Below are 19,510 nucleotides of genomic sequence, written 5' to 3' on the forward strand. Positions count from 1 at the left end.
AAGCCGCACTGCAACATCGGCACGATTGGTCACGTTGACCATGGCAAGACGTCGCTGACTGCGGCGATCACGAAGGTTCTTGCCGAGACGGGCGGTGCGACGTTCACGGCGTATGACCAGATCGACAAGGCTCCGGAAGAGAAGGCTCGCGGCATCACGATCTCGACGGCGCACGTCGAGTACGAGACCAAGAACCGCCACTATGCTCATGTCGACTGCCCCGGCCACGCCGACTACGTGAAGAACATGATCACGGGTGCGGCGCAGATGGACGGCGCGATCCTGGTCGTGTCGGCTGCCGACGGCCCGATGCCGCAGACCCGCGAGCACATCCTCCTGGCCCGCCAGGTCGGCGTTCCCGCGCTGGTGGTGTTCCTGAACAAGGTCGACATGGTCGATGATCCGGAGCTTCTGGAGCTGGTCGAGCTCGAAGTTCGCGAGCTTCTGTCGAAGTACGAGTTCCCCGGCGACGACATTCCGATCACCAAGGGTTCGGCGCTGATGGCGCTGGAGAACAAGTCTCCGGAGATCGGCCATGACGCCATCCTGGCCCTGATGCAGACGGTTGACGACTACATCCCGCAGCCCGAGCGCCCGATCGACCAGCCCTTCCTGATGCCGGTCGAAGACGTGTTCTCGATCTCGGGCCGTGGCACCGTGGTGACCGGCCGTGTCGAGCGCGGCATCGTCAAGGTCGGCGAGGAAGTCGAGATCGTCGGCATCCGCGCCACCCAGAAGACGACCGTCACCGGCGTCGAGATGTTCCGCAAGCTGCTGGACCAGGGCCAGGCCGGCGACAACATCGGCGCGCTGCTGCGCGGCACCAAGCGTGAGGACGTGGAGCGCGGCCAGGTGCTGTGCAAGCCCGGCTCCGTGAAGCCGCACACCAAGTTCAAGGCCGAAGCCTACATCCTGACCAAGGAAGAGGGCGGCCGTCACACGCCGTTCTTCGGCAACTACCGTCCGCAGTTCTACTTCCGCACGACGGACGTGACGGGCGTGGTGACGCTGCCGGAAGGCACGGAGATGGTGATGCCGGGCGACAACATCGCCATGGAAGTCAACCTGATCGTGCCGATCGCCATGGAAGAGAAGCTGCGCTTCGCCATCCGTGAAGGCGGTCGTACCGTCGGCGCCGGCGTCGTCGCCGCCATCATCGAATAAGCTGGGCGAAAGCTCGAGTTCGGAACGGCGCAGCCTTGGCTGCGCCGTTTTTGTTTGTATTGCTGACTCCACCGCATTCGAGGAACAGGTCATGATCGTCGTCACCACCAATGATCTCCCAGGCTACCGTGTCGTGAAGCATTTCGGCGTGGTGCGTGGCATCACCGTGCGTTCGCGCAGCGTGATCGGCAATATTGGCGGCGCCATCCAATCGGTGTTCGGCGGCAAGCTATCCGTCTACACCAACCTGGCCGAGACTGCCCGGCAGGAGGCTTACGAACTCCTGGTGCGCCATGCCGAGGAGATGGGCGCCAATGCCATCATCGCCATGCGCTATGACGCCAACGAGATCATGGATGGAATCACCGAGGTGCTGGCCTATGGCACTGCGGTCGCGGTCGAGCCGGTTTGAACAGGCGCTGGGCGGCCAGCGCAGCAAAAGCCGTATGAAAGAGGGCGCCGGGCGCAGGCCCGTCGGACTTCCGTCGGGTCGGCGATGAAAATTTACACGATCATCTCCATCTGCGGGATTGCGCCAAATCATTTGCGCGGCTATGTAGGCGCCGCGCGAGCAACGCGTAGGGGTATAGCTCAGCTGGTAGAGCGACGGTCTCCAAAACCGTAGGTCGCGGGTTCGATCCCTGCTGCCCCTGCCAATTTACGCGGATGAGGCGTTCAGCTTTTTTCGCTCTGCCATGAAAGCCGGGGGATGGGGTTTGGCCGCACCCTCGGTTTTGTGTTGGCAAAAACGGCCGGACAGGATTTGCAAGCCCGCGGGGCGGGGTGGCAAAGCCTGCGAGGTTCACAGTCGTCGCAGAGCCTGGCTTGGTCGGATCATCTCCGCATCGTCCATGCTCCGCTCAGGCCCGGTCTTGCATTTGCGAGGCAGGATTTCGAAATGAGTGCCGGAACAATTCTGTTTCGGTCAAGGCGGTAGAACGATGGCAAAGACGACTCCGATGGAGTTCTTGCGACAGGTTCGCAATGAAACGAACAAGGTCACCTGGCCCACCCGCCGGGAGACCATGATCACGGCCCTCATGGTCGTCATCTTCACCATCGCCATGGCCATCTTCTTTTCGATCACGGATGCCGTTTTGATCCGTGTCGTCTCCTTCATCGTGAATCTGGGCCGCTAGGGAAATCCATAATGGCCAAGCGCTGGTATATCGTTCACGCATATTCCAACTTCGAGAACAAGGTCGCGCAGTCGATTCGCGAGCAGGTCGCCCAGCGTGGGCTCTCCGACCTGTTCGAAGAAATCCTGGTGCCGACCGAGAAGGTCGTCGAGGTTCGCCGCGGCCGGAAGGTCGACACCGAACGCAAGTTCTTCCCCGGCTATGTGCTGGTGAAGTGCGACCTGACGGACGAGGTGCATCACCTCATCAAGAACACGCCGAAGGTCACCGGTTTCCTGGGCGCCGACAAGGCTAAGCCCGTGCCGATTCCCGACCGTGAGGCGGAACGCATCAAGGGCCAGGTCGCCGACGGCGTCGAGCGTCCCAAGCCCTCCGTCAGCTTCGAGGTTGGCGAGCAGGTCAAGGTGGCCGACGGTCCCTTCGCTTCGTTCAATGGCATCGTCGAGGAAGTCGACGAGAGCCGCGCCCGCCTCAAGGTGGCGGTTTCCATTTTCGGCCGGGCCACTCCGGTCGAACTCGAATACGGGCAGGTCGAAAAGGTCTGATTCCGTACGCGGGAGGAGAAGCAGGGCCATCGCCGCCTTGCCGAACCGAACCGCGAAACTCCGGCCATCGCGTTGATGGCCAGCCATCGGAGACGATGGCCGATAACCGCGGGGCAACCCGCATAGGAGCAACAAATGGCGAAGAAAATTACGGGCTACGTCAAGCTTCAGGTTCCGGCCGGCGCCGCGAACCCGTCGCCGCCCATCGGCCCCGCGCTTGGTCAGCGCGGCCTGAACATCATGGAATTCTGCAAGGCCTTCAATGCGAAGACCGCGCAGATGACCAAGGGCATGCCGATCCCGGTCATCATCACGGCCTATCAGGACCGTTCCTTCACCTTCGAACTGAAGCTTCCCCCGGTGTCCTACTGGGTCAAGGAAGCCGCCGGCATCAAGTCGGGTTCGCAGACCCCCGGCAAGGGCGCCAAGGCTGGCAAGATCACGATCGCCCAGATCCGTGAGATCGCCGAGAAGAAGCTGCCCGATCTCAACTGCGATACGGTTGAGGCCGCCATGGCCATGGTGAAGGGTTCCGCCCAGTCGATGGGCCTCGAGATCGTCGGGTGATATGATGGCACATCAAGGAAAGCGTATCCGCGCGGCCAAGGAAGGCATTGACCGCATCAAGCTTTACGGTCTGGACGAGGCCGTGGCCCTGATCAAGGACCGCGCCAAGGCCAAGTTCGACGAGACCGTCGAGATCGCCATGAACCTGGGTGTCGACCCCCGCCATGCCGACCAGATGGTCCGCGGCGTGTGTAACCTGCCCAATGGTTCGGGCCGCACCCTGCGCGTGGCCGTGTTCGCCCGCGGCGCCAAGGCTGACGAAGCCCGCGCTGCTGGCGCCGATGTGGTCGGCGCCGAGGATCTCGTCGAGATCGTCAACGGCGGCAAGATCGACTTCGATCGTTGCATCGCCACCCCCGACATGATGCCGCTGGTCGGCCGTCTGGGTAAGGTGCTCGGCCCGCGCGGCATGATGCCGAACCCGAAGGTCGGTACGGTGACCATGGACGTCACCGGTGCCGTGCAGGCTTCGAAGGGCGGCGCCGTCGAGTTCCGCGTCGAGAAGGCCGGCATCGTGCACGGTGCTGTCGGCAAGGCTTCGTTCACGGCCGAGAAGCTGGCCGAGAACATCAAGGCTTTCGCCGACGCCGTGGTCAAGGCCAAGCCGACCGGCGCCAAGGGCACCTATGTCCAGCGCGTTGCCCTGTCCTCGACCATGGGCCCGGGCGTGAAGATCGACCCGGCCAGCGTGCTCAGCGCCTGATCGACCTGACAGGTTGAAATCGAGAACCCCGCCGAAGCTGCTTCGGCGGGGTTTTTTTATCGTTGCGCTGATCTTGACGCGGCCTTCTCGCGCCATGACGCAAGATCCAGCAAGACCGGATCATCCTCATCATCCGAATAAGTCCACCAACCATCCGCTTCTTCGGCCAGAAGACGCAGGAGCTGGGCCTGTCTCGCAGTTATCGTGCCGTGTCCGTACGAGGTCTCTGGAGCGATTTGCCAAAGATCATATTCCAGATCTGACATCCAGGCGGCATAGTAGCATTGCTCGCTGATACCCGTCATCAGTGCCAGCAAACCCAGCGCAGCACCGTTCTGCGGGCTTTCCGTAAAGAGGCAATCGATCGTCGCTCGCGGGATTTCCAACTTGTACCTCCCCATCGCCCTGCTATGCTGAGATAGCAGGGCCTTGCGATATTGGCACGCCAACGTCTTTCGGCCGCGCCTTCAAAAATTGGGGCAGCGATAAAATTCCCCCTTGGCAATTCGCCCGGGAGGGACTATATCGCCCTTCTCACTGAACTGATCAAAGGTTCATGACCCTGGGATGTGTAAACAGCCCGGGATTTTTGCTGTCCGAAGCAATTTGGACGGCTGACTGGCCGGAGGGGTTTTCGAACCTTGACGGCCATGTCCTGTCCGAGACTGCAGGCGCAGGGAAACCTGCTTAATTGCCGGGAGAGGCCTTTAAAAGCGCTCCTTTTGGCCTGCATAGACGGGGAAGACCGGTTTTCGGTGTCCGCCTCGCGGCTGCCTCGTGAATTGGTTCGATCCGGCTCACTCGTCCTTACGGCCTGTGTCATTTTGACGCATATGTGATGATGAGGGACAGGCAATCGAGCGTCGCCTTCGTAAAGGTCCCGGTTCGCCGGTGCCCGGAAGGCGGCAAGTGCAACGGTCGGCTTTCCCACCAATTTCGGAAAGCTGCAACCGGAGAGAGCAACGTGGAAAGAGCGGAAAAGCAGGAGTTCATCGGCTTTCTCCAGGAGGTCTTCACGACCACTGGGGTTGTCGTCGTAGCTCACTATTCCGGCCTGACCGTCGCCCAGATGCAGAACCTGCGCAAGCAGATGAAGCAGGCTGGCGCGACTGTGAAGGTCGCGAAGAACCGCCTCGCCAAGATCGCTCTTGATGGCACGGATGTGGCCTCTATCGCGCCCCTCATGAAGGGCCCGACCCTGATCGCTTATTCGAGCGATCCGGTGGCTGCACCCAAGGTCGCCGTCGACTTCGCCAAGGCCCACGACAAGTTCGTGATCCTGGGCGGCGCGATGGGCAAGACCTCTCTGGACCAGAACGGTGTCAAGGCGCTTGCGACCTTGCCGTCTCTGGACGAACTGCGCGCCAAGCTGATCGGCCTCATCCAGGCCCCGGCTACCAAGATCGCTCAGGTCGTCAACGCACCGGCTGCCAAGCTGGCTCGCGTGTTCGGAGCCTATGCCAAGCAAGACGAAGCGGCGTAAGGCCGTTCGCAACCCGATTAAACCGGTACGAACCAAAACCAAGGATTATGGACAATGTCCAAGATTGAAAAGCTTGTTGAAGACCTGTCGAGCCTGACCGTGCTCGAGGCTGCCGACCTCGCCAAGGCCCTGGAAGAGAAGTGGGGCGTTTCGGCTGCTGCGGCTGTTGCTGTCGCTGCTGCTCCCGGCGCTGCTGCCGCTGCTCCGGCTGCTGAAGCCCAGACCGAGTTCACCGTCGTTCTGGCCGCTGCCGGCGACAAGAAGATCGAGGTCATCAAGGAAGTCCGCGCGATCACCGGCCTCGGCCTCAAGGAAGCCAAGGACCTGGTCGAAGCTGCTCCGAAGCCGGTCAAGGAAGCCGTTGCCAAGGAAGAAGCCGACAAGATCAAGGCCGCCCTCGAGAAGGTCGGCGCCAAGGTCGAGCTCAAGTAAGAGAGCTTGCTTCAGGCGTTTTGGCTCCGGGGTTTTCCCCCGGGGCCTTTTCGGCGTTTTAGGCCAGGCTCCATTAGGACCTGGCCTGGACGCCGGAACGGCGGACCAGAGAATCTTCGAGGCTCGGCCTCCTGGGATTTTCCGGTCTGCCGTGACGAGAATGGTGAAGGCCGGGTGTTCCGGCCGGATGTTTCAGCGTCGGCCTGCGACAGCGGGACCGTGCCAGGCGAGGAAGGAACGTCTTCCTCGCGCAATCAATGCCTGCAGGAGCGGTGCGGTGGCGCCGGGCTTGCTTGAAAGGACGAGGACCACATGGCTCAGACGACCAATGCCCGCAAGCGCGTCCGCCGGTTTTTCGGAAAGATCCGCGAAGTCGCGACGATGCCGAACCTGATCGAGGTTCAAAAGGCTTCCTATGACCAGTTTCTCCAGGTCTTGGAGCCAGATGGCGGGCGGACGGATGAGGGATTGCAGACCGTCTTCAAGTCGGTCTTCCCGATCTCGGACTTTTCCAACAAGGCGATGCTCGAATTCGTCCGTTACGAATTCGAGGCGCCGAAATATGATGTCGACGAGTGCCGCCAGCGCGGCATGACCTTCGCCGCGCCCCTCAAGGTGACGCTGCGCCTGATCGTGTTCGATGTCGACGAGGAAACCGGCGCCCGCTCCGTCAAGGACATCAAGGAGCAGGACGTCTACATGGGCGACATGCCGCTCATGACCTCGAACGGCACCTTCATCGTCAATGGCACCGAGCGCGTCATCGTCTCCCAGATGCACCGTTCGCCGGGCGTGTTCTTCGACCACGACAAGGGCAAGACCCATTCCTCGGGCAAGCTCCTGTTCGCTGCCCGCATCATTCCCTATCGCGGTTCCTGGCTCGACATCGAGTTCGACGCCAAGGACATCGTGCATGCGCGCATCGACCGTCGCCGCAAGATCCCGGTTTCTTCGCTGCTCTTTGCCCTCGGCATGGACGGCGAGGACATCCTGCGTACCTTCTACAACTCCATCACCTATGTCCGCGACAAGGATGGCTGGCGCGTCCCCTATGACTGGAACCGCCTGAAGGGCGTCAAGCCGACCACCGACCTCATCGATGCCGATACCGGCGAGATCGTGGTCGAATCCGGCAAGAAGCTGACGGCGCGTTCCGCCCGCGCCCTGGCCGAGAAGGGCCTCAAGGCCCTGCGCGTCACGGACGAGGACCTGATCGGCCGTTATGTCGCCGAGGACATCGTCAATCTGAACACCGGCGAGATCTATCTGGAAGCCGGCGATGAGCTCAGCGAGAAGAACCTCAAGCTGCTCGGCGACGAGGGCTTCGACGAGATCCCGGTGCTCGACATCGATCACGTCACCGTGGGCGGCTATATCCGCAACACGCTGGCGGTCGACAAGAACAACTCGCGCGAAGAGGCGCTGTTCGACATCTACCGCGTGATGCGTCCGGGCGAGCCGCCGACCATCGACTCCGCCGAGGCGATGTTCCAGTCGCTGTTCTTCGATGCCGAGCGCTACGACCTCTCCTCGGTCGGCCGTGTCAAGATGAACATGCGCCTCGACCTCGACGCCGAGGACACCGTGCGCGTGCTGCGCAAGGATGACATTCTGGCCGTGGTCAGGACGCTGGTGGACCTGCGCGATGGCAAGGGCGAGATCGACGACATCGACCATCTCGGCAACCGCCGCGTGCGCTCGGTCGGTGAGCTGATGGAAAATCAGTATCGCGTCGGCCTGCTGCGCATGGAGCGCGCCATCAAGGAGCGTATGTCCTCGGTCGACGTCGACACCGTGATGCCGCAGGATCTGATCAACGCCAAGCCGGCGGCTGCCGCCGTGCGCGAGTTCTTCGGTTCCTCGCAGCTCTCGCAGTTCATGGACCAGACCAATCCGCTGTCGGAAATCACCCACAAGCGCCGCCTGTCGGCACTTGGCCCGGGCGGTCTGACCCGCGAGCGTGCCGGCTTCGAAGTCCGCGACGTGCACCCGACGCATTATGGCCGCATCTGCCCGATCGAGACGCCGGAAGGCCCGAACATCGGTCTGATCAACTCGCTGGCGACCTTTGCGCGCGTCAACAAGTACGGCTTCATCGAGGCGCCCTATCGTCGCGTCCGCGACAGCAAGGTCACGCCCGAGGTCGTCTATCTGTCGGCGATGGAAGAGGGCAAGTACTACGTCGCCCAGGCCAACATTCCGGTCGATCAGGAAGGCCGTCTGACGGAAGACTTCGTGGTCTGCCGCCATGCTGGCGAAAACGTCATGGTCACGCCCGACCGCGTCGACTACATGGACGTCTCGCCCAAGCAGCTCGTCTCCGTCGCTGCGGCGCTCATTCCCTTCATCGAGAATGACGACGCCAACCGCGCGCTGATGGGTGCAAACATGCAGCGTCAGGCCGTGCCGCTGGTGCGCGCCGATGCTCCGTTCGTCGGTACCGGCATGGAGAGCGTGGTGGCCCGCGACTCGGGCGCCGCGATTGCCGCCCGCCGCACCGGCATCGTCGACCAGATCGATGCGACGCGTATCGTCATCCGCGCCACCGCGGATCTCGATCCGACCCAGTCGGGCGTCGACATCTACCGCCTGATGAAGTTCCAGCGCTCCAACCAGTCGACCTGCATCACGCAGAAGCCGCTGGTGCGCGTGGGCGACGTGGTCAGGAAGGGGGACATCATCGCCGACGGTCCGTCGACCGAGCTCGGCGAGCTGGCGCTCGGCCGCAACGTCCTCGTCGCCTTCATGCCCTGGAACGGCTACAACTTCGAAGACTCGATCCTGCTCAGCGAGAACATCGCCAAGGAAGACGTGTTCACCTCGATCCACATCGACGAGTTCGAAGTGATGGCCCGCGACACCAAGCTGGGTCCGGAAGAAATCACGCGCGACATTCCGAACGTCTCGGAAGAAGCGCTGAAGAACCTGGACGAAGCCGGTATCGTCTATATCGGTGCCGAGGTGCAGGCTGGCGACATCCTGGTCGGCAAGATCACGCCGAAGGGCGAGAGCCCGATGACGCCGGAAGAAAAGCTCCTGCGCGCCATCTTCGGCGAAAAGGCCTCCGACGTGCGCGACACCTCGCTGCGCGTGCCCCCGGGCGTTACCGGCACCATCGTCGAAGTGCGCGTGTTCAACCGCCACGGCGTCGACAAGGACGAGCGCGCCCAGGCGATCGAGCGCGAGGAGATCGAGCGTCTGGCCAAGGACCGCGACGACGAGCAGGCGATCCTCGACCGCAACGTCTACCAGCGTCTCGTCGAGATACTGGAAGGCAAGGCGGCGATCGGCGGGCCGAAGGGCTTCAAGAAGGAGACGGTGCTCACTGCCGACGTGATGCAGGAGTATCCGCGCTCGCAGTGGTGGAACTTCGCCGTGGCCGATGACGCGCTGATGAGCGAAGTCGAGGCCATGCGCAAGCAGTACGACGAATCCAAGAAGCGCCTCGAACAGCGCTTCCTGGACAAGGTCGAGAAGCTGCAGCGTGGTGACGAACTGCCGCCCGGTGTGATGAAGATGGTCAAGGTCTTCGTCGCCGTGAAGCGCAAGATCCAGCCGGGCGACAAGATGGCCGGCCGTCACGGCAACAAGGGCGTGGTTTCGCGCATCATGCCGATCGAAGACATGCCCTTCCTCGAGGATGGCACGCCGGTCGACATCGTGCTCAACCCGCTCGGCGTGCCGAGCCGCATGAATGTCGGTCAGATTCTTGAAACCCATATGGGTTGGGCAGCTGCCGGCCTCGGCAAGCTCGTCGGCCAGGCCATCGATGCCTACAAGAAGGGCAAGGGGGCCAGCCAGCTCAAGAATACGCTCGACCGCATCTACGGCAACAACGAGGAAATCGAGTCCATGGACGAGCGTGAGCTCGTCGACATGTCCTCGACGCTTCGCCGCGGCGTGCCGATCGCGACCCCGGTCTTCGACGGAGCCAAGGAAAGCGACATCGTCGACTTCCTCAAGATGGCGGGCCATGACGCTTCGGGTCAGGTCCAGCTCTATGACGGGCGCACGGGCAACCCCTTCGACCGCAAGGTGACAGTCGGCTACATCTACATGCTGAAGCTGCACCATCTGGTCGACGACAAGATCCACGCCCGTTCGATCGGTCCGTACTCGCTGGTCACGCAGCAGCCGCTGGGTGGCAAGGCGCAGTTCGGCGGCCAGCGCTTCGGCGAAATGGAGGTGTGGGCCCTCGAAGCCTATGGCGCCGCCTACACGCTGCAGGAGATGCTCACCGTCAAGTCGGACGACGTGGCCGGCCGTACCAAGGTCTACGAGGCCATCGTACGCGGCGACGACACCTTCGAGGCGGGCATCCCGGAATCGTTCAACGTTCTGGTCAAGGAAATGCGTTCGCTGGGCCTCAACGTCGAGCTCACCGGCCTGCGCAACGCCGATCAGATGCTGCCGCCGGCCGAGGCTGCCGAGTGACATTGCCCGGGAGGCGGGCCTTCGGGCCCGCCGTGACCGTGCCGCGAATGAGGTGGGTCTGCTGTCAGCGAATGCTGCAAGACCCGCCCCCCATTTTTATCCGCGCGGGCAGGGGCGTTGGCCTCGCCTTAGCGCAAACCTGGAGACGGCCATGAACCAAGAGGTCATGAATCTCTTCAATCCGGTGGCGCAGCCGCAGACCTTCGATCAGATCAAGATCTCGATCGCTTCGCCGGAAAAGATCCTTTCCTGGTCCTACGGCGAGATCAAGAAGCCGGAAACCATCAATTACCGTACGTTCAAGCCCGAGCGTGACGGCTTGTTCTGCGCGCGCATCTTCGGACCGATCAAGGATTACGAGTGCTTGTGCGGCAAGTACAAGCGCATGAAGTACAAGGGCGTCATCTGCGAGAAGTGCGGCGTCGAAGTTACGCTGTCGCGCGTGCGCCGCGAGCGCATGGGCCATATCGAGCTCGCCGCGCCGGTCGCCCACATCTGGTTCCTGAAGTCGCTGCCGAGCCGCATCGGCCTGTTGATGGATATGACGCTCAAGGATCTCGAGCGTATCCTGTACTTCGAATATTACGTCGTGATCGAGCCCGGCCTCACCCCGCTGAAGGAGCGTCAGCTCCTCTCCGAGGACGAGTATGCACGCGCCCAGGACGAGTATGGCGAGGACTCGTTCACCGCCATGATCGGCGCCGAGGCCATCCGTGAGATGCTGCGCGCCATGGATCTGGAGAAGATCGCGGCGGATTTGCGCGTCGAGATCGCCGAGTCCACTTCGGAGCTCAAGCCGAAGAAGCTCGCCAAGCGCCTGAAGATCATCGAAGCCTTCATCCAGTCCGGCAACAAGCCCGAATGGATGATCCTGACCGCCGTTCCGGTGATCCCGCCGGATCTGCGTCCGCTCGTGCCGCTGGACGGCGGCCGCTTCGCGACCTCGGACCTCAACGATCTCTATCGCCGCGTCATCAACCGCAACAACCGTTTGAAGCGGCTGATCGAACTGCGTGCGCCCGACATCATCATCCGCAACGAAAAGCGCATGCTGCAGGAAGCTGTGGACGCGCTCTTCGACAACGGCCGCCGCGGCCGCGTCATCACGGGTGCCAACAAGCGTCCGCTGAAGTCGCTGTCCGACATGCTCAAGGGCAAGCAGGGCCGCTTCCGCCAGAACCTGCTCGGCAAGCGCGTCGACTATTCCGGCCGTTCGGTGATCGTCGTCGGTCCCGAGCTGAAGCTGCATCAGTGCGGCCTGCCCAAGAAGATGGCGCTGGAGCTGTTCAAGCCCTTCATCTATTCGCGTCTCGACGCCAAGGGGCTTTCCGCGACCGTGAAGCAGGCCAAGAAGCTGGTCGAGAAGGAAAAGCCGGAAGTCTGGGATATTCTCGACGAGGTCATCCGCGAGCATCCGGTTCTGCTCAACCGCGCTCCGACGCTGCATCGCCTCGGCATCCAGGCCTTCGAGCCGGTGCTGATCGAAGGCAAGGCCATCCAGCTGCATCCGCTGGTCTGCACCGCCTTCAACGCGGACTTCGACGGTGACCAGATGGCCGTGCACGTCCCGCTGTCGCTCGAAGCGCAGCTGGAAGCGCGCGTCCTGATGATGTCGACCAACAACATCCTGCATCCGGCCAACGGTCAGCCGATCATCGTGCCGTCGCAGGACGTCGTGCTGGGTCTCTATTACGTGACGCTGATGTCGGATGGCGAGCCCGGGCAGGGCATGGTGTTCGGCAATATCGGCGAGCTCGACCATGCGCTCGACAACAAGGTCGTCACGCTCCACTCCAAGATCAAGTGGCGCTGGAAGGGCATCGATGCCGAAGGCAACGAGGTCGCCAAGATCTACGACACCACGCCCGGTCGCGTGAAGCTTGCCGAGCTGCTGCCGAAGAATCCGAAGATTCCCTTCGACGCCGCCAACAACCTGATGACGAAGAAGGCGATCTCCGCCCTCATCGACGTCGTCTACCGTAACGTGGGTCAGAAGGAAGCGGTCATCTTCTGCGACCGCATCATGACGCTCGGCTTCTCCAACGCCTTCAAGGCGGGTATCTCCTTCGGCAAGGACGACATCGTCGTGCCGGAGAACAAGTGGAAGATCGTGGCCGAGACCGACGCTTTGGCGAAGGACTACGAGCAGCAGTACAATGACGGCCTGATCACCCAGGGCGAAAAGTACAACAAGGTCGTCGACGCCTGGGCCAAGTGCGCCGATCGTCTCGCCAAGGAGATGATGGACCGCATTTCGGCCGTGAAGAAGGACGACAGCGGCCGCGACAAGCCGATCAACTCCATCTACATGATGGCGCACTCCTCGGCTCGTGGTTCGCCCGCTCAGATGCGTCAGCTCGGTGCGATGCGCGGCCTGATGGCCAAGCCGTCGGGCGAGATCATCGAGACGCCGATCATCTCGAACTTCAAGGAAGGCCTGACCGTGCTCGAGTACTTCAACTCGACCCACGGCGCCCGTAAGGGTCTGGCCGACACCGCCTTGAAGACGGCGAACTCGGGTTATCTGACCCGTCGTCTCGTCGACGTCGCCCAGGACTCGATCATCACCGAGATCGATTGCGGCTCGGAGGGCGGCATCGGTGTGCGTGCGATCGTCGATGCCGGCCAGGTCGTGGCTTCGCTCGGTGTGCGCGTCCTCGGCCGTACCGCGGCCGAGAACATCACCGACCCCTCGACCGGCACCGTCATCGTGCCGATGGGCGAGATGATCGACGAAAAGGCTGTCGACCTGATCGCCGCTTCGGGCCTGCAGGAGATCAAGATCCGTTCGGTGCTCACTTGCGAGACCAAGAACGGCGTCTGCGCTACCTGCTATGGTCGCGACCTGGCACGCGGCACGCGGGTCAACATGGGCGAGGCCGTCGGCGTCATTGCGGCGCAGTCGATCGGTGAACCGGGCACGCAGCTCACCATGCGTACCTTCCACATCGGCGGCGCGGCGCAGATCAACGAGCAGTCGAACATCGAGTCGACCTTCGAGGGCACGGTCAAGATCCGTAACCGCAACGTCGTGCGCAATTCGGAAGGCGAACTGATCGCCATGGCCCGCAACCTGGCAGTCGTGGTCCTCGACCATGACGGCACGGAGCGCTCGGTCAACCGCGTCCCCTATGGTGCCCGCATCAAGGTGGACGATGGCGACAAGATCAAGCGCGGCCAGCGCATCGCCGAGTGGGATCCCTATACCCGCCCGGTGATCACCGAACTCGACGGCGTGATCGGCTACGAGGATCTGGTCGACGGCATCTCGGTCAATGAGAGTGCCGACGAATCGACCGGCATCACCAAGCGCGTCGTCTCCGACTGGCGGACGTCCAGCCGCTCGGCGGACCTGCGTCCGGCCTTGGTGATCAAGGGTGCCGACGGCAAGATCGCCAAGCTGTCGCGTGGCGGTGACGCCCGTTACTTCCTGGCGGCCGAATCCGTCATCTCGGTCGATCCCGGCTCGAAGGTGAATGCCGGCGATGTCATCGCCCGCGTGCCGCTGGAAAGCGCCAAGACCCGCGACATCACGGGCGGTCTGCCGCGCGTGGCCGAGCTGTTCGAGGCCCGTCGTCCGAAGGATGCGGCGATCATCGCCGAGATCACCGGTACGATCCAGTTCGGCCGTGACTACAAGAACAAGCGTCGTCTCGTGATCCAGCCGCATGAGGCTGATCAGGAGCCGGTCGAATATCTGATCCCGAAGGGCAAGCACATCCATCTCCAGGACGGCGACGTCGTCGAGAAGGGTGACTTCATTGTCGACGGCAACCCCGCCCCGCACGATATTCTGGCGGTCAAGGGCGTCGAGGAACTGGCGGCCTACCTGGTCAACGAAATCCAGGAAGTCTACCGCCTGCAGGGCGTGCAGATTAACGACAAGCACATCGAAGTGATCGTCCGGCAGATGCTGCAGAAGATCGAGATCACCGATGCCGGTGAGACCGAGTTCCTGCCCAGCGAGCAGGTCGATCGCATCGAGTTCGAAGAGGCCAACATCAAGGCCGTCGAAGAAGGCCGCAAGCCTGCGGTCGGCCATCCGGTGCTGCTCGGCATCACCAAGGCCTCGCTGCAGACGCGTTCGTTCATCTCGGCGGCCTCGTTCCAGGAGACCACTCGCGTGCTCACCGAAGCTGCCGTCAACGGCAAGTCGGACACGCTGGAGGGCCTCAAGGAGAACGTTATCGTCGGCCGTCTCATCCCGGCCGGCACCGGTGCCCAGATCGCGCGGGTCCGCGAGATCGCCAAGCGCCGCGACGACCTCATCCTGCAGCAGAAGCAGGCCGAGGCCGGCGTTCCCGCAGCTCCGGCCGGCGATGCCGAAGTGGTGGCTCTGCCCGCGGCAGAGTAAGAAAATTCAACCGAATGGTTGAATGGAAGGGCGGCTCGCGAGGGCCGCCCTTTCGTCTTTGATCGAGCCCCGCTCGTGGTGGGGAAGGGGAGCCTCTCGGGCTCCAAGCCATGCAAAACGGCAAAGGGGCTATGCAGAAGCTCCGATCGGCTTGGAAACCGCATTTATTGCCGATTTTGACACGCTTCGTGCTTGACGGGAGGCGAGTCGGCAGTTAAAGACCACCTCACTTTCAGGGCGGGCCGTAAGACGTATTGTTCCTGCAGTCGACAAGACGCGGAACTGAGTTCTTAAACGCTGCCTCCGGACTACCAGACACAGTTCCGGTCATGATCGTTGCGCCCTGCGTTGCGATCCTCTGTGGGTGTCGCGCTTGCATCCCCTAAAAGGGAAGCTGGCGCGGTTTCGTTTTGCGTGGTTGTTCACGCAGGGCAAAGCAGTGCGTTCGTAAGGGCGTACTAATCGATGTTGAAGGGCGAACGATGCCAACCATTAGCCAGCTGATCCGCAAGCCGCGCGAACCGAAAGTGTATCGCGAGAAGGCGCGCCACCTGGAAGCATGCCCGCAGAAGCGCGGTGTGTGCACTCGCGTGTATACGACGACCCCGAAGAAGCCGAACTCGGCTTTGCGTAAGGTTGCCAAGGTGCGTCTCACCAATGGCTTCGAGGTCATCGGCTACATCCCCGGCGAAGGCCATAACCTTCAGGAGCATTCCGTGGTCATGATCCGCGGCGGCCGCGTGAAGGACTTGCCCGGCGTCCGCTATCACATTCTCCGCGGTGTCCTCGATACCCAGGGTGTCAAGAACCGTAAGCAGCGCCGTTCGAAGTACGGCGCGAAGCGTCCGAAGTAAGGGAAGATTTCACCATGTCCCGTCGCCATCGTGCAGAAAAGCGTGAGATCATTCCGGATCCGAAGTTCGGTGATCTCGTCGTGACCAAGTTCATGAATGCCATCATGTATGATGGCAAGAAGTCGGTTGCCGAAAAGATCGTCTATGACGCTTTCGACACCATCGAAGCCAAGGCCAAGCAGAGCCCGATCACGGTGTTCCAGACGGCCTTGTCGAATGTCGCTCCGGCGATCGAAGTTCGCTCCCGCCGCGTCGGTGGTGCGACCTATCAGGTCCCGGTCGAAGTTCGTCCGGAGCGCCGCCAGGCTCTCGCCATCCGTTGGATCCTCAGCGCGGCCCGTAACCGCAACGAGAAGACCATGGAAGAGAAGCTGTCGGGCGAGCTGCTCGACGCCTCCAACAACCGCGGCAACGCCGTGAAGAAACGCGAAGACACGCACCGGATGGCCGAGGCCAACCGCGCCTTCTCGCATTACCGCTGGTAAGGCAGGAAGCAGGATCGAGGATCACACGATGGCCCGTACGCACGCGATCGAGGACTACCGCAATTTTGGTATTATGGCGCACATCGACGCCGGTAAGACCACGACGACCGAGCGGATCCTTTACTACACCGGTAAGTCCCACAAGATCGGCGAAGTCCATGACGGCGCCGCCACGATGGACTTCATGACCCAGGAGCAGGAGCGCGGCATCACGATCACGTCCGCCGCGACGACCGCTCTGTGGGCTGGCAAGCGCCTGAACATCATCGACACCCCCGGCCACGTCGACTTCACCATCGAAGTCGAACGCTCGCTGCGCGTGCTTGACGGTGCCGTCTGCGTGCTCGACTCCAACCAGGGCGTCGAGCCTCAGACCGAGACTGTCTGGCGCCAGGGTGACAAGTACAAGGTTCCGCGTATCGTCTTCGCCAACAAGATGGATAAGACGGGCGCTGACTTCTACAAGTGCCTCGACGACATCGTGAAGCGCCTCGGCGCCAAGCCGATCGCCATTCAGCTGCCGATCGGTTCGGAGTCGAACTTCAAGGGCGTCATCGATCTCGTTCGCATGAAGGCCGTGATCTGGTCGGGTGAATCGCTGGGCGCCGAATTCGACGCCAACCTGCCGATCCCGGAAGACATGGTCGAGAAGGCCAACGAGTACCGCAACATGCTCATCGAAGCTGCTGTGGAACTCGATGACGACGCTCTCGCCGCCTTCTTCGACGGCCAGGAGCCGGACGAAGCAACCCTGAAGCGCCTGATCCGCAAGGCCGTCCTTACCGGCGCCTTCTATCCCGTGCTTGCTGGTTCTGCCTTCAAGAACAAGGGCGTGCAGACGCTTCTTGATGCCGTGGTCGACTATCTGCCGTCGCCGGTGGACGTGCCCGCCATCAAGGGCATCGACCCCAAGACCGAAGAAGAAGTCGAGCGCAAGTCCTCGGACGCCGAGCCGCTTTCGCTCCTTGGCTTCAAGATCATGGACGACCAGTATGGCGTCCTGACCTTCTGCCGCATCTACTCTGGCAAGCTCGAGAAGGGCGTTTCGCTGCTCAATTCGAGCCGTGAGAAGAGCGAGCGCGTTGGCCGCATGGTGCTCATGCACGCCAACAACCGCGAAGAAATCGCTGAAGCCTATGCCGGCGACATCGTCGCCTTGGTCGGCCTCAAGGATACCCGCACCGGCGACACGCTGTGCGACCCCGCGCATCCGGTCATCCTGGAGCGCATGGAATTCCCTGAGCCGGTCATCGAGATGGCGATCGAGCCCAAGACCAAGGCCGACCAGGAAAAGATGGCGCTGGCGCTGATCAAGCTCGCTTCGGAGGATCCGTCCTTCCGCGTGTCGACCGATCAGGAATCCGGCCAGACCATCATCAAGGGCATGGGCGAACTGCATCTCGACATCAAGGTCGACATCCTGCGTCGTACCCACAAGGTCGAGGTCAATGTCGGCGCGCCGCAGGTGGCCTTCCGCGAGAAGATCACCAAGCGGGCCGAGATCGACTACACCCACAAGAAGCAGACCGGCGGTACCGGCCAGTTCGCTCGCGTCAAGTTCGTCGTCGAGCCGAACGAGCCCGGCAAGGGCTTCGAGTTCGAGTCGAAGATCATTGGCGGCTCGGTGCCCAAGGAATACATCCCGGGCGTCGAAAAGGGCCTCAATTCGGTTCTCGGTGCGGGCATCGTTGCCGGCTTCCCGGTCGTCGACGTCAAGGTGACGCTGATCGACGGTGCCTTCCACGAAGTCGACTCGTCGGCCCTGGCCTTCGAAATCGCTTCGCGTGCGGCCTTCCGTGAAGCCCTGCAGAAGGGCGGTTCGGTTCTGCTCGAGCCGATCATGAAGGTCGAGGTCGTGACTCCGGAAGAATACACCGGCTCGGTCATCGGCGATCTCAACTCCCGGCGTGGACAGATCCAGGGTCAGGACATGCGCGGCAACGCGAATGTCGTGAACGCCATGGTTCCGCTCATGAACATGTTCGGCTACGTCAACCAGCTGCGTTCCTTCACCCAGGGCCGCGCCAGCTACACGATGCAGTTCGATCATTACGAACAGGCGCCGTCCAACGTCGCTGCTGAAATCCAGGCGAAGTACGCCTGATCCCCTTGATTTGAGTTTCATCCGCCGTTTCGGCGACAGGTGAAGGAGGCCCCGATGGCCAAAGAGAAATTTGAACGCAATAAGCCGCACTGCAACATCGGCACGATTGGTCACGTTGACCATGGCAAGACGTCGCTGACTGCGGCGATCACGAAGGTTCTTGCCGAGACGGGCGGTGCGACGTTCACGGCGTATGACCAGATCGACAAGGCTCCGGAAGAGAAGGCTCGCGGCATCACGATCTCGACGGCGCACGTCGAGTACGAGACCAAGAACCGCCACTATGCTCATGTCGACTGCCCCGGCCACGCCGACTACGTGAAGAACATGATCACGGGTGCGGCGCAGATGGACGGCGCGATCCTGGTCGTGTCGGCTGCCGACGGCCCGATGCCGCAGACCCGCGAGCACATCCTCCTGGCCCGCCAGGTCGGCGTTCCCGCGCTGGTGGTGTTCCTGAACAAGGTCGACATGGTCGATGATCCGGAGCTTCTGGAGCTGGTCGAGCTCGAAGTTCGCGAGCTTCTGTCGAAGTACGAGTTCCCCGGCGACGACATTCCGATCACCAAGGGTTCGGCGCTGATGGCGCTGGAGAACAAGTCTCCGGAGATCGGCCATGACGCCATCCTGGCCCTGATGCAGACGGTTGACGACTACATCCCGCAGCCCGAGCGCCCGATCGACCAGCCCTTCCTGATGCCGGTCGAAGACGTGTTCTCGATCTCGGGCCGTGGCACCGTGGTGACCGGCCGTGTCGAGCGCGGCATCGTCAAGGTCGGCGAGGAAGTCGAGATCGTCGGCATCCGCGCCACCCAGAAGACGACCGTCACCGGCGTCGAGATGTTCCGCAAGCTGCTGGACCAGGGCCAGGCCGGCGACAACATCGGCGCGCTGCTGCGCGGCACCAAGCGTGAGGACGTGGAGCGCGGCCAGGTGCTGTGCAAGCCCGGCTCCGTGAAGCCGCACACCAAGTTCAAGGCCGAAGCCTACATCCTGACCAAGGAAGAGGGCGGCCGTCACACGCCGTTCTTCGGCAACTACCGTCCGCAGTTCTACTTCCGCACGACGGACGTGACGGGCGTGGTGACGCTGCCGGAAGGCACGGAGATGGTGATGCCGGGCGACAACATCGCCATGGAAGTCAACCTGATCGTGCCGATCGCCATGGAAGAGAAGCTGCGCTTCGCCATCCGTGAAGGCGGTCGTACCGTCGGCGCCGGCGTCGTCGCCGCCATCATCGAATAAG

At 62.2% G+C, this 19,510-nt stretch carries 15 protein-coding genes and 1 tRNA gene; 15 read left to right on the plus strand and 1 reads right to left on the minus strand.

All coding sequences use genetic code 11. From position 1 onward, the window contains the following. From tuf (ACTJKX_RS35905) to rplA, 7 genes are all read left to right on the plus strand, one after another. Positions 1-1,164, plus strand: a 1,164-nt coding sequence (gene tuf / locus ACTJKX_RS35905) for an elongation factor Tu (protein WP_440726080.1), incomplete at its 5' end; no start/stop codon positions are given. 91 nt (positions 1,165-1,255) lie between these two features. After that, positions 1,256-1,576 (plus strand): YbjQ family protein, encoded by a 321-nt coding sequence (locus ACTJKX_RS35910; RefSeq protein WP_068297496.1) that lies wholly within the window; start codon positions 1,256-1,258, stop codon positions 1,574-1,576. Positions 1,577-1,744: 168 nt separating this feature from the next. Beyond that, positions 1,745-1,820: transfer RNA gene (locus ACTJKX_RS35915), tRNA-Trp, on the plus strand. Between the two features lie 285 nt (positions 1,821-2,105). Then, the gene (gene secE, locus ACTJKX_RS35920) at positions 2,106-2,303 is read left to right on the plus strand and encodes a preprotein translocase subunit SecE (protein ID WP_068297493.1); all 198 of its coding nucleotides are present in this window, start codon (positions 2,106-2,108) and stop codon (positions 2,301-2,303) included. An 11-nt stretch (positions 2,304-2,314) separates the two neighbouring features. Continuing rightward, the gene (nusG, locus tag ACTJKX_RS35925; protein ID WP_068297490.1) at positions 2,315-2,848 is read left to right on the plus strand and encodes a transcription termination/antitermination protein NusG; all 534 of its coding nucleotides are present in this window, start codon (positions 2,315-2,317) and stop codon (positions 2,846-2,848) included. A gap of 135 nt (positions 2,849-2,983) precedes the next feature. After that, entirely contained in the window at positions 2,984-3,415 is a 432-nt protein-coding gene (gene rplK, locus ACTJKX_RS35930) for a 50S ribosomal protein L11 (protein ID WP_105865683.1), read from the plus strand. A 4-nt stretch (positions 3,416-3,419) separates the two neighbouring features. Continuing rightward, positions 3,420-4,118 carry a 50S ribosomal protein L1 gene (gene rplA / locus ACTJKX_RS35935; protein WP_068297499.1) on the plus strand — a complete coding sequence of 233 codons (699 nt, stop codon included), beginning with the start codon at positions 3,420-3,422 and terminating at the stop codon, positions 4,116-4,118. Positions 4,119-4,174: 56 nt separating this feature from the next. Here the strand turns inward: rplA and ACTJKX_RS35940 are convergent, their stop codons facing one another. After that, positions 4,175-4,504 carry a hypothetical protein gene (locus tag ACTJKX_RS35940; RefSeq protein ID WP_440728247.1) on the minus strand — a complete coding sequence of 110 codons (330 nt, stop codon included), beginning with the start codon at positions 4,502-4,504 and terminating at the stop codon, positions 4,175-4,177. Positions 4,505-5,082: 578 nt separating this feature from the next. Between ACTJKX_RS35940 and rplJ the strand changes: the two genes are divergently transcribed. From rplJ to tuf (ACTJKX_RS35980), 8 genes are all read left to right on the plus strand, one after another. After that, entirely contained in the window at positions 5,083-5,601 is a 519-nt protein-coding gene (gene rplJ, locus ACTJKX_RS35945) for a 50S ribosomal protein L10 (protein WP_068297481.1), read from the plus strand. 54 nt (positions 5,602-5,655) lie between these two features. Next, a complete protein-coding gene (gene rplL / locus ACTJKX_RS35950) occupies positions 5,656-6,033 on the plus strand; it encodes a 50S ribosomal protein L7/L12 (protein WP_068297478.1) in 378 nt (125 codons plus the stop codon). A 312-nt stretch (positions 6,034-6,345) separates the two neighbouring features. Next, entirely contained in the window at positions 6,346-10,467 is a 4,122-nt protein-coding gene (rpoB, locus tag ACTJKX_RS35955) for a DNA-directed RNA polymerase subunit beta (protein ID WP_440728248.1), read from the plus strand. Between the two features lie 151 nt (positions 10,468-10,618). Beyond that, on the plus strand, positions 10,619-14,821 hold the full coding sequence (gene rpoC, locus ACTJKX_RS35960) for a DNA-directed RNA polymerase subunit beta' (RefSeq protein ID WP_440728249.1): 4,203 nt from the start codon (positions 10,619-10,621) through the stop codon (positions 14,819-14,821). A 482-nt stretch (positions 14,822-15,303) separates the two neighbouring features. Further along, positions 15,304-15,675 carry a 30S ribosomal protein S12 gene (rpsL, locus tag ACTJKX_RS35965; RefSeq protein WP_068299562.1) on the plus strand — a complete coding sequence of 124 codons (372 nt, stop codon included), beginning with the start codon at positions 15,304-15,306 and terminating at the stop codon, positions 15,673-15,675. Positions 15,676-15,689: 14 nt separating this feature from the next. Next, positions 15,690-16,160 (plus strand): 30S ribosomal protein S7, encoded by a 471-nt coding sequence (gene rpsG, locus ACTJKX_RS35970; RefSeq protein WP_068299564.1) that lies wholly within the window; start codon positions 15,690-15,692, stop codon positions 16,158-16,160. 28 nt (positions 16,161-16,188) lie between these two features. Continuing rightward, a complete protein-coding gene (gene fusA, locus ACTJKX_RS35975; RefSeq protein WP_394309675.1) occupies positions 16,189-18,264 on the plus strand; it encodes an elongation factor G in 2,076 nt (691 codons plus the stop codon). Positions 18,265-18,318: 54 nt separating this feature from the next. Continuing rightward, positions 18,319-19,509 (plus strand): elongation factor Tu, encoded by a 1,191-nt coding sequence (tuf, locus tag ACTJKX_RS35980; protein ID WP_440728250.1) that lies wholly within the window; start codon positions 18,319-18,321, stop codon positions 19,507-19,509. The last annotated feature ends 1 nt before the right edge of the window (position 19,510 follow it).

It is taken from the genome of Labrys sp. 22185, assembly GCF_052045555.1.
Classification (GTDB): Bacteria; Pseudomonadota; Alphaproteobacteria; order Rhizobiales; family Labraceae; genus Labrys; species Labrys neptuniae.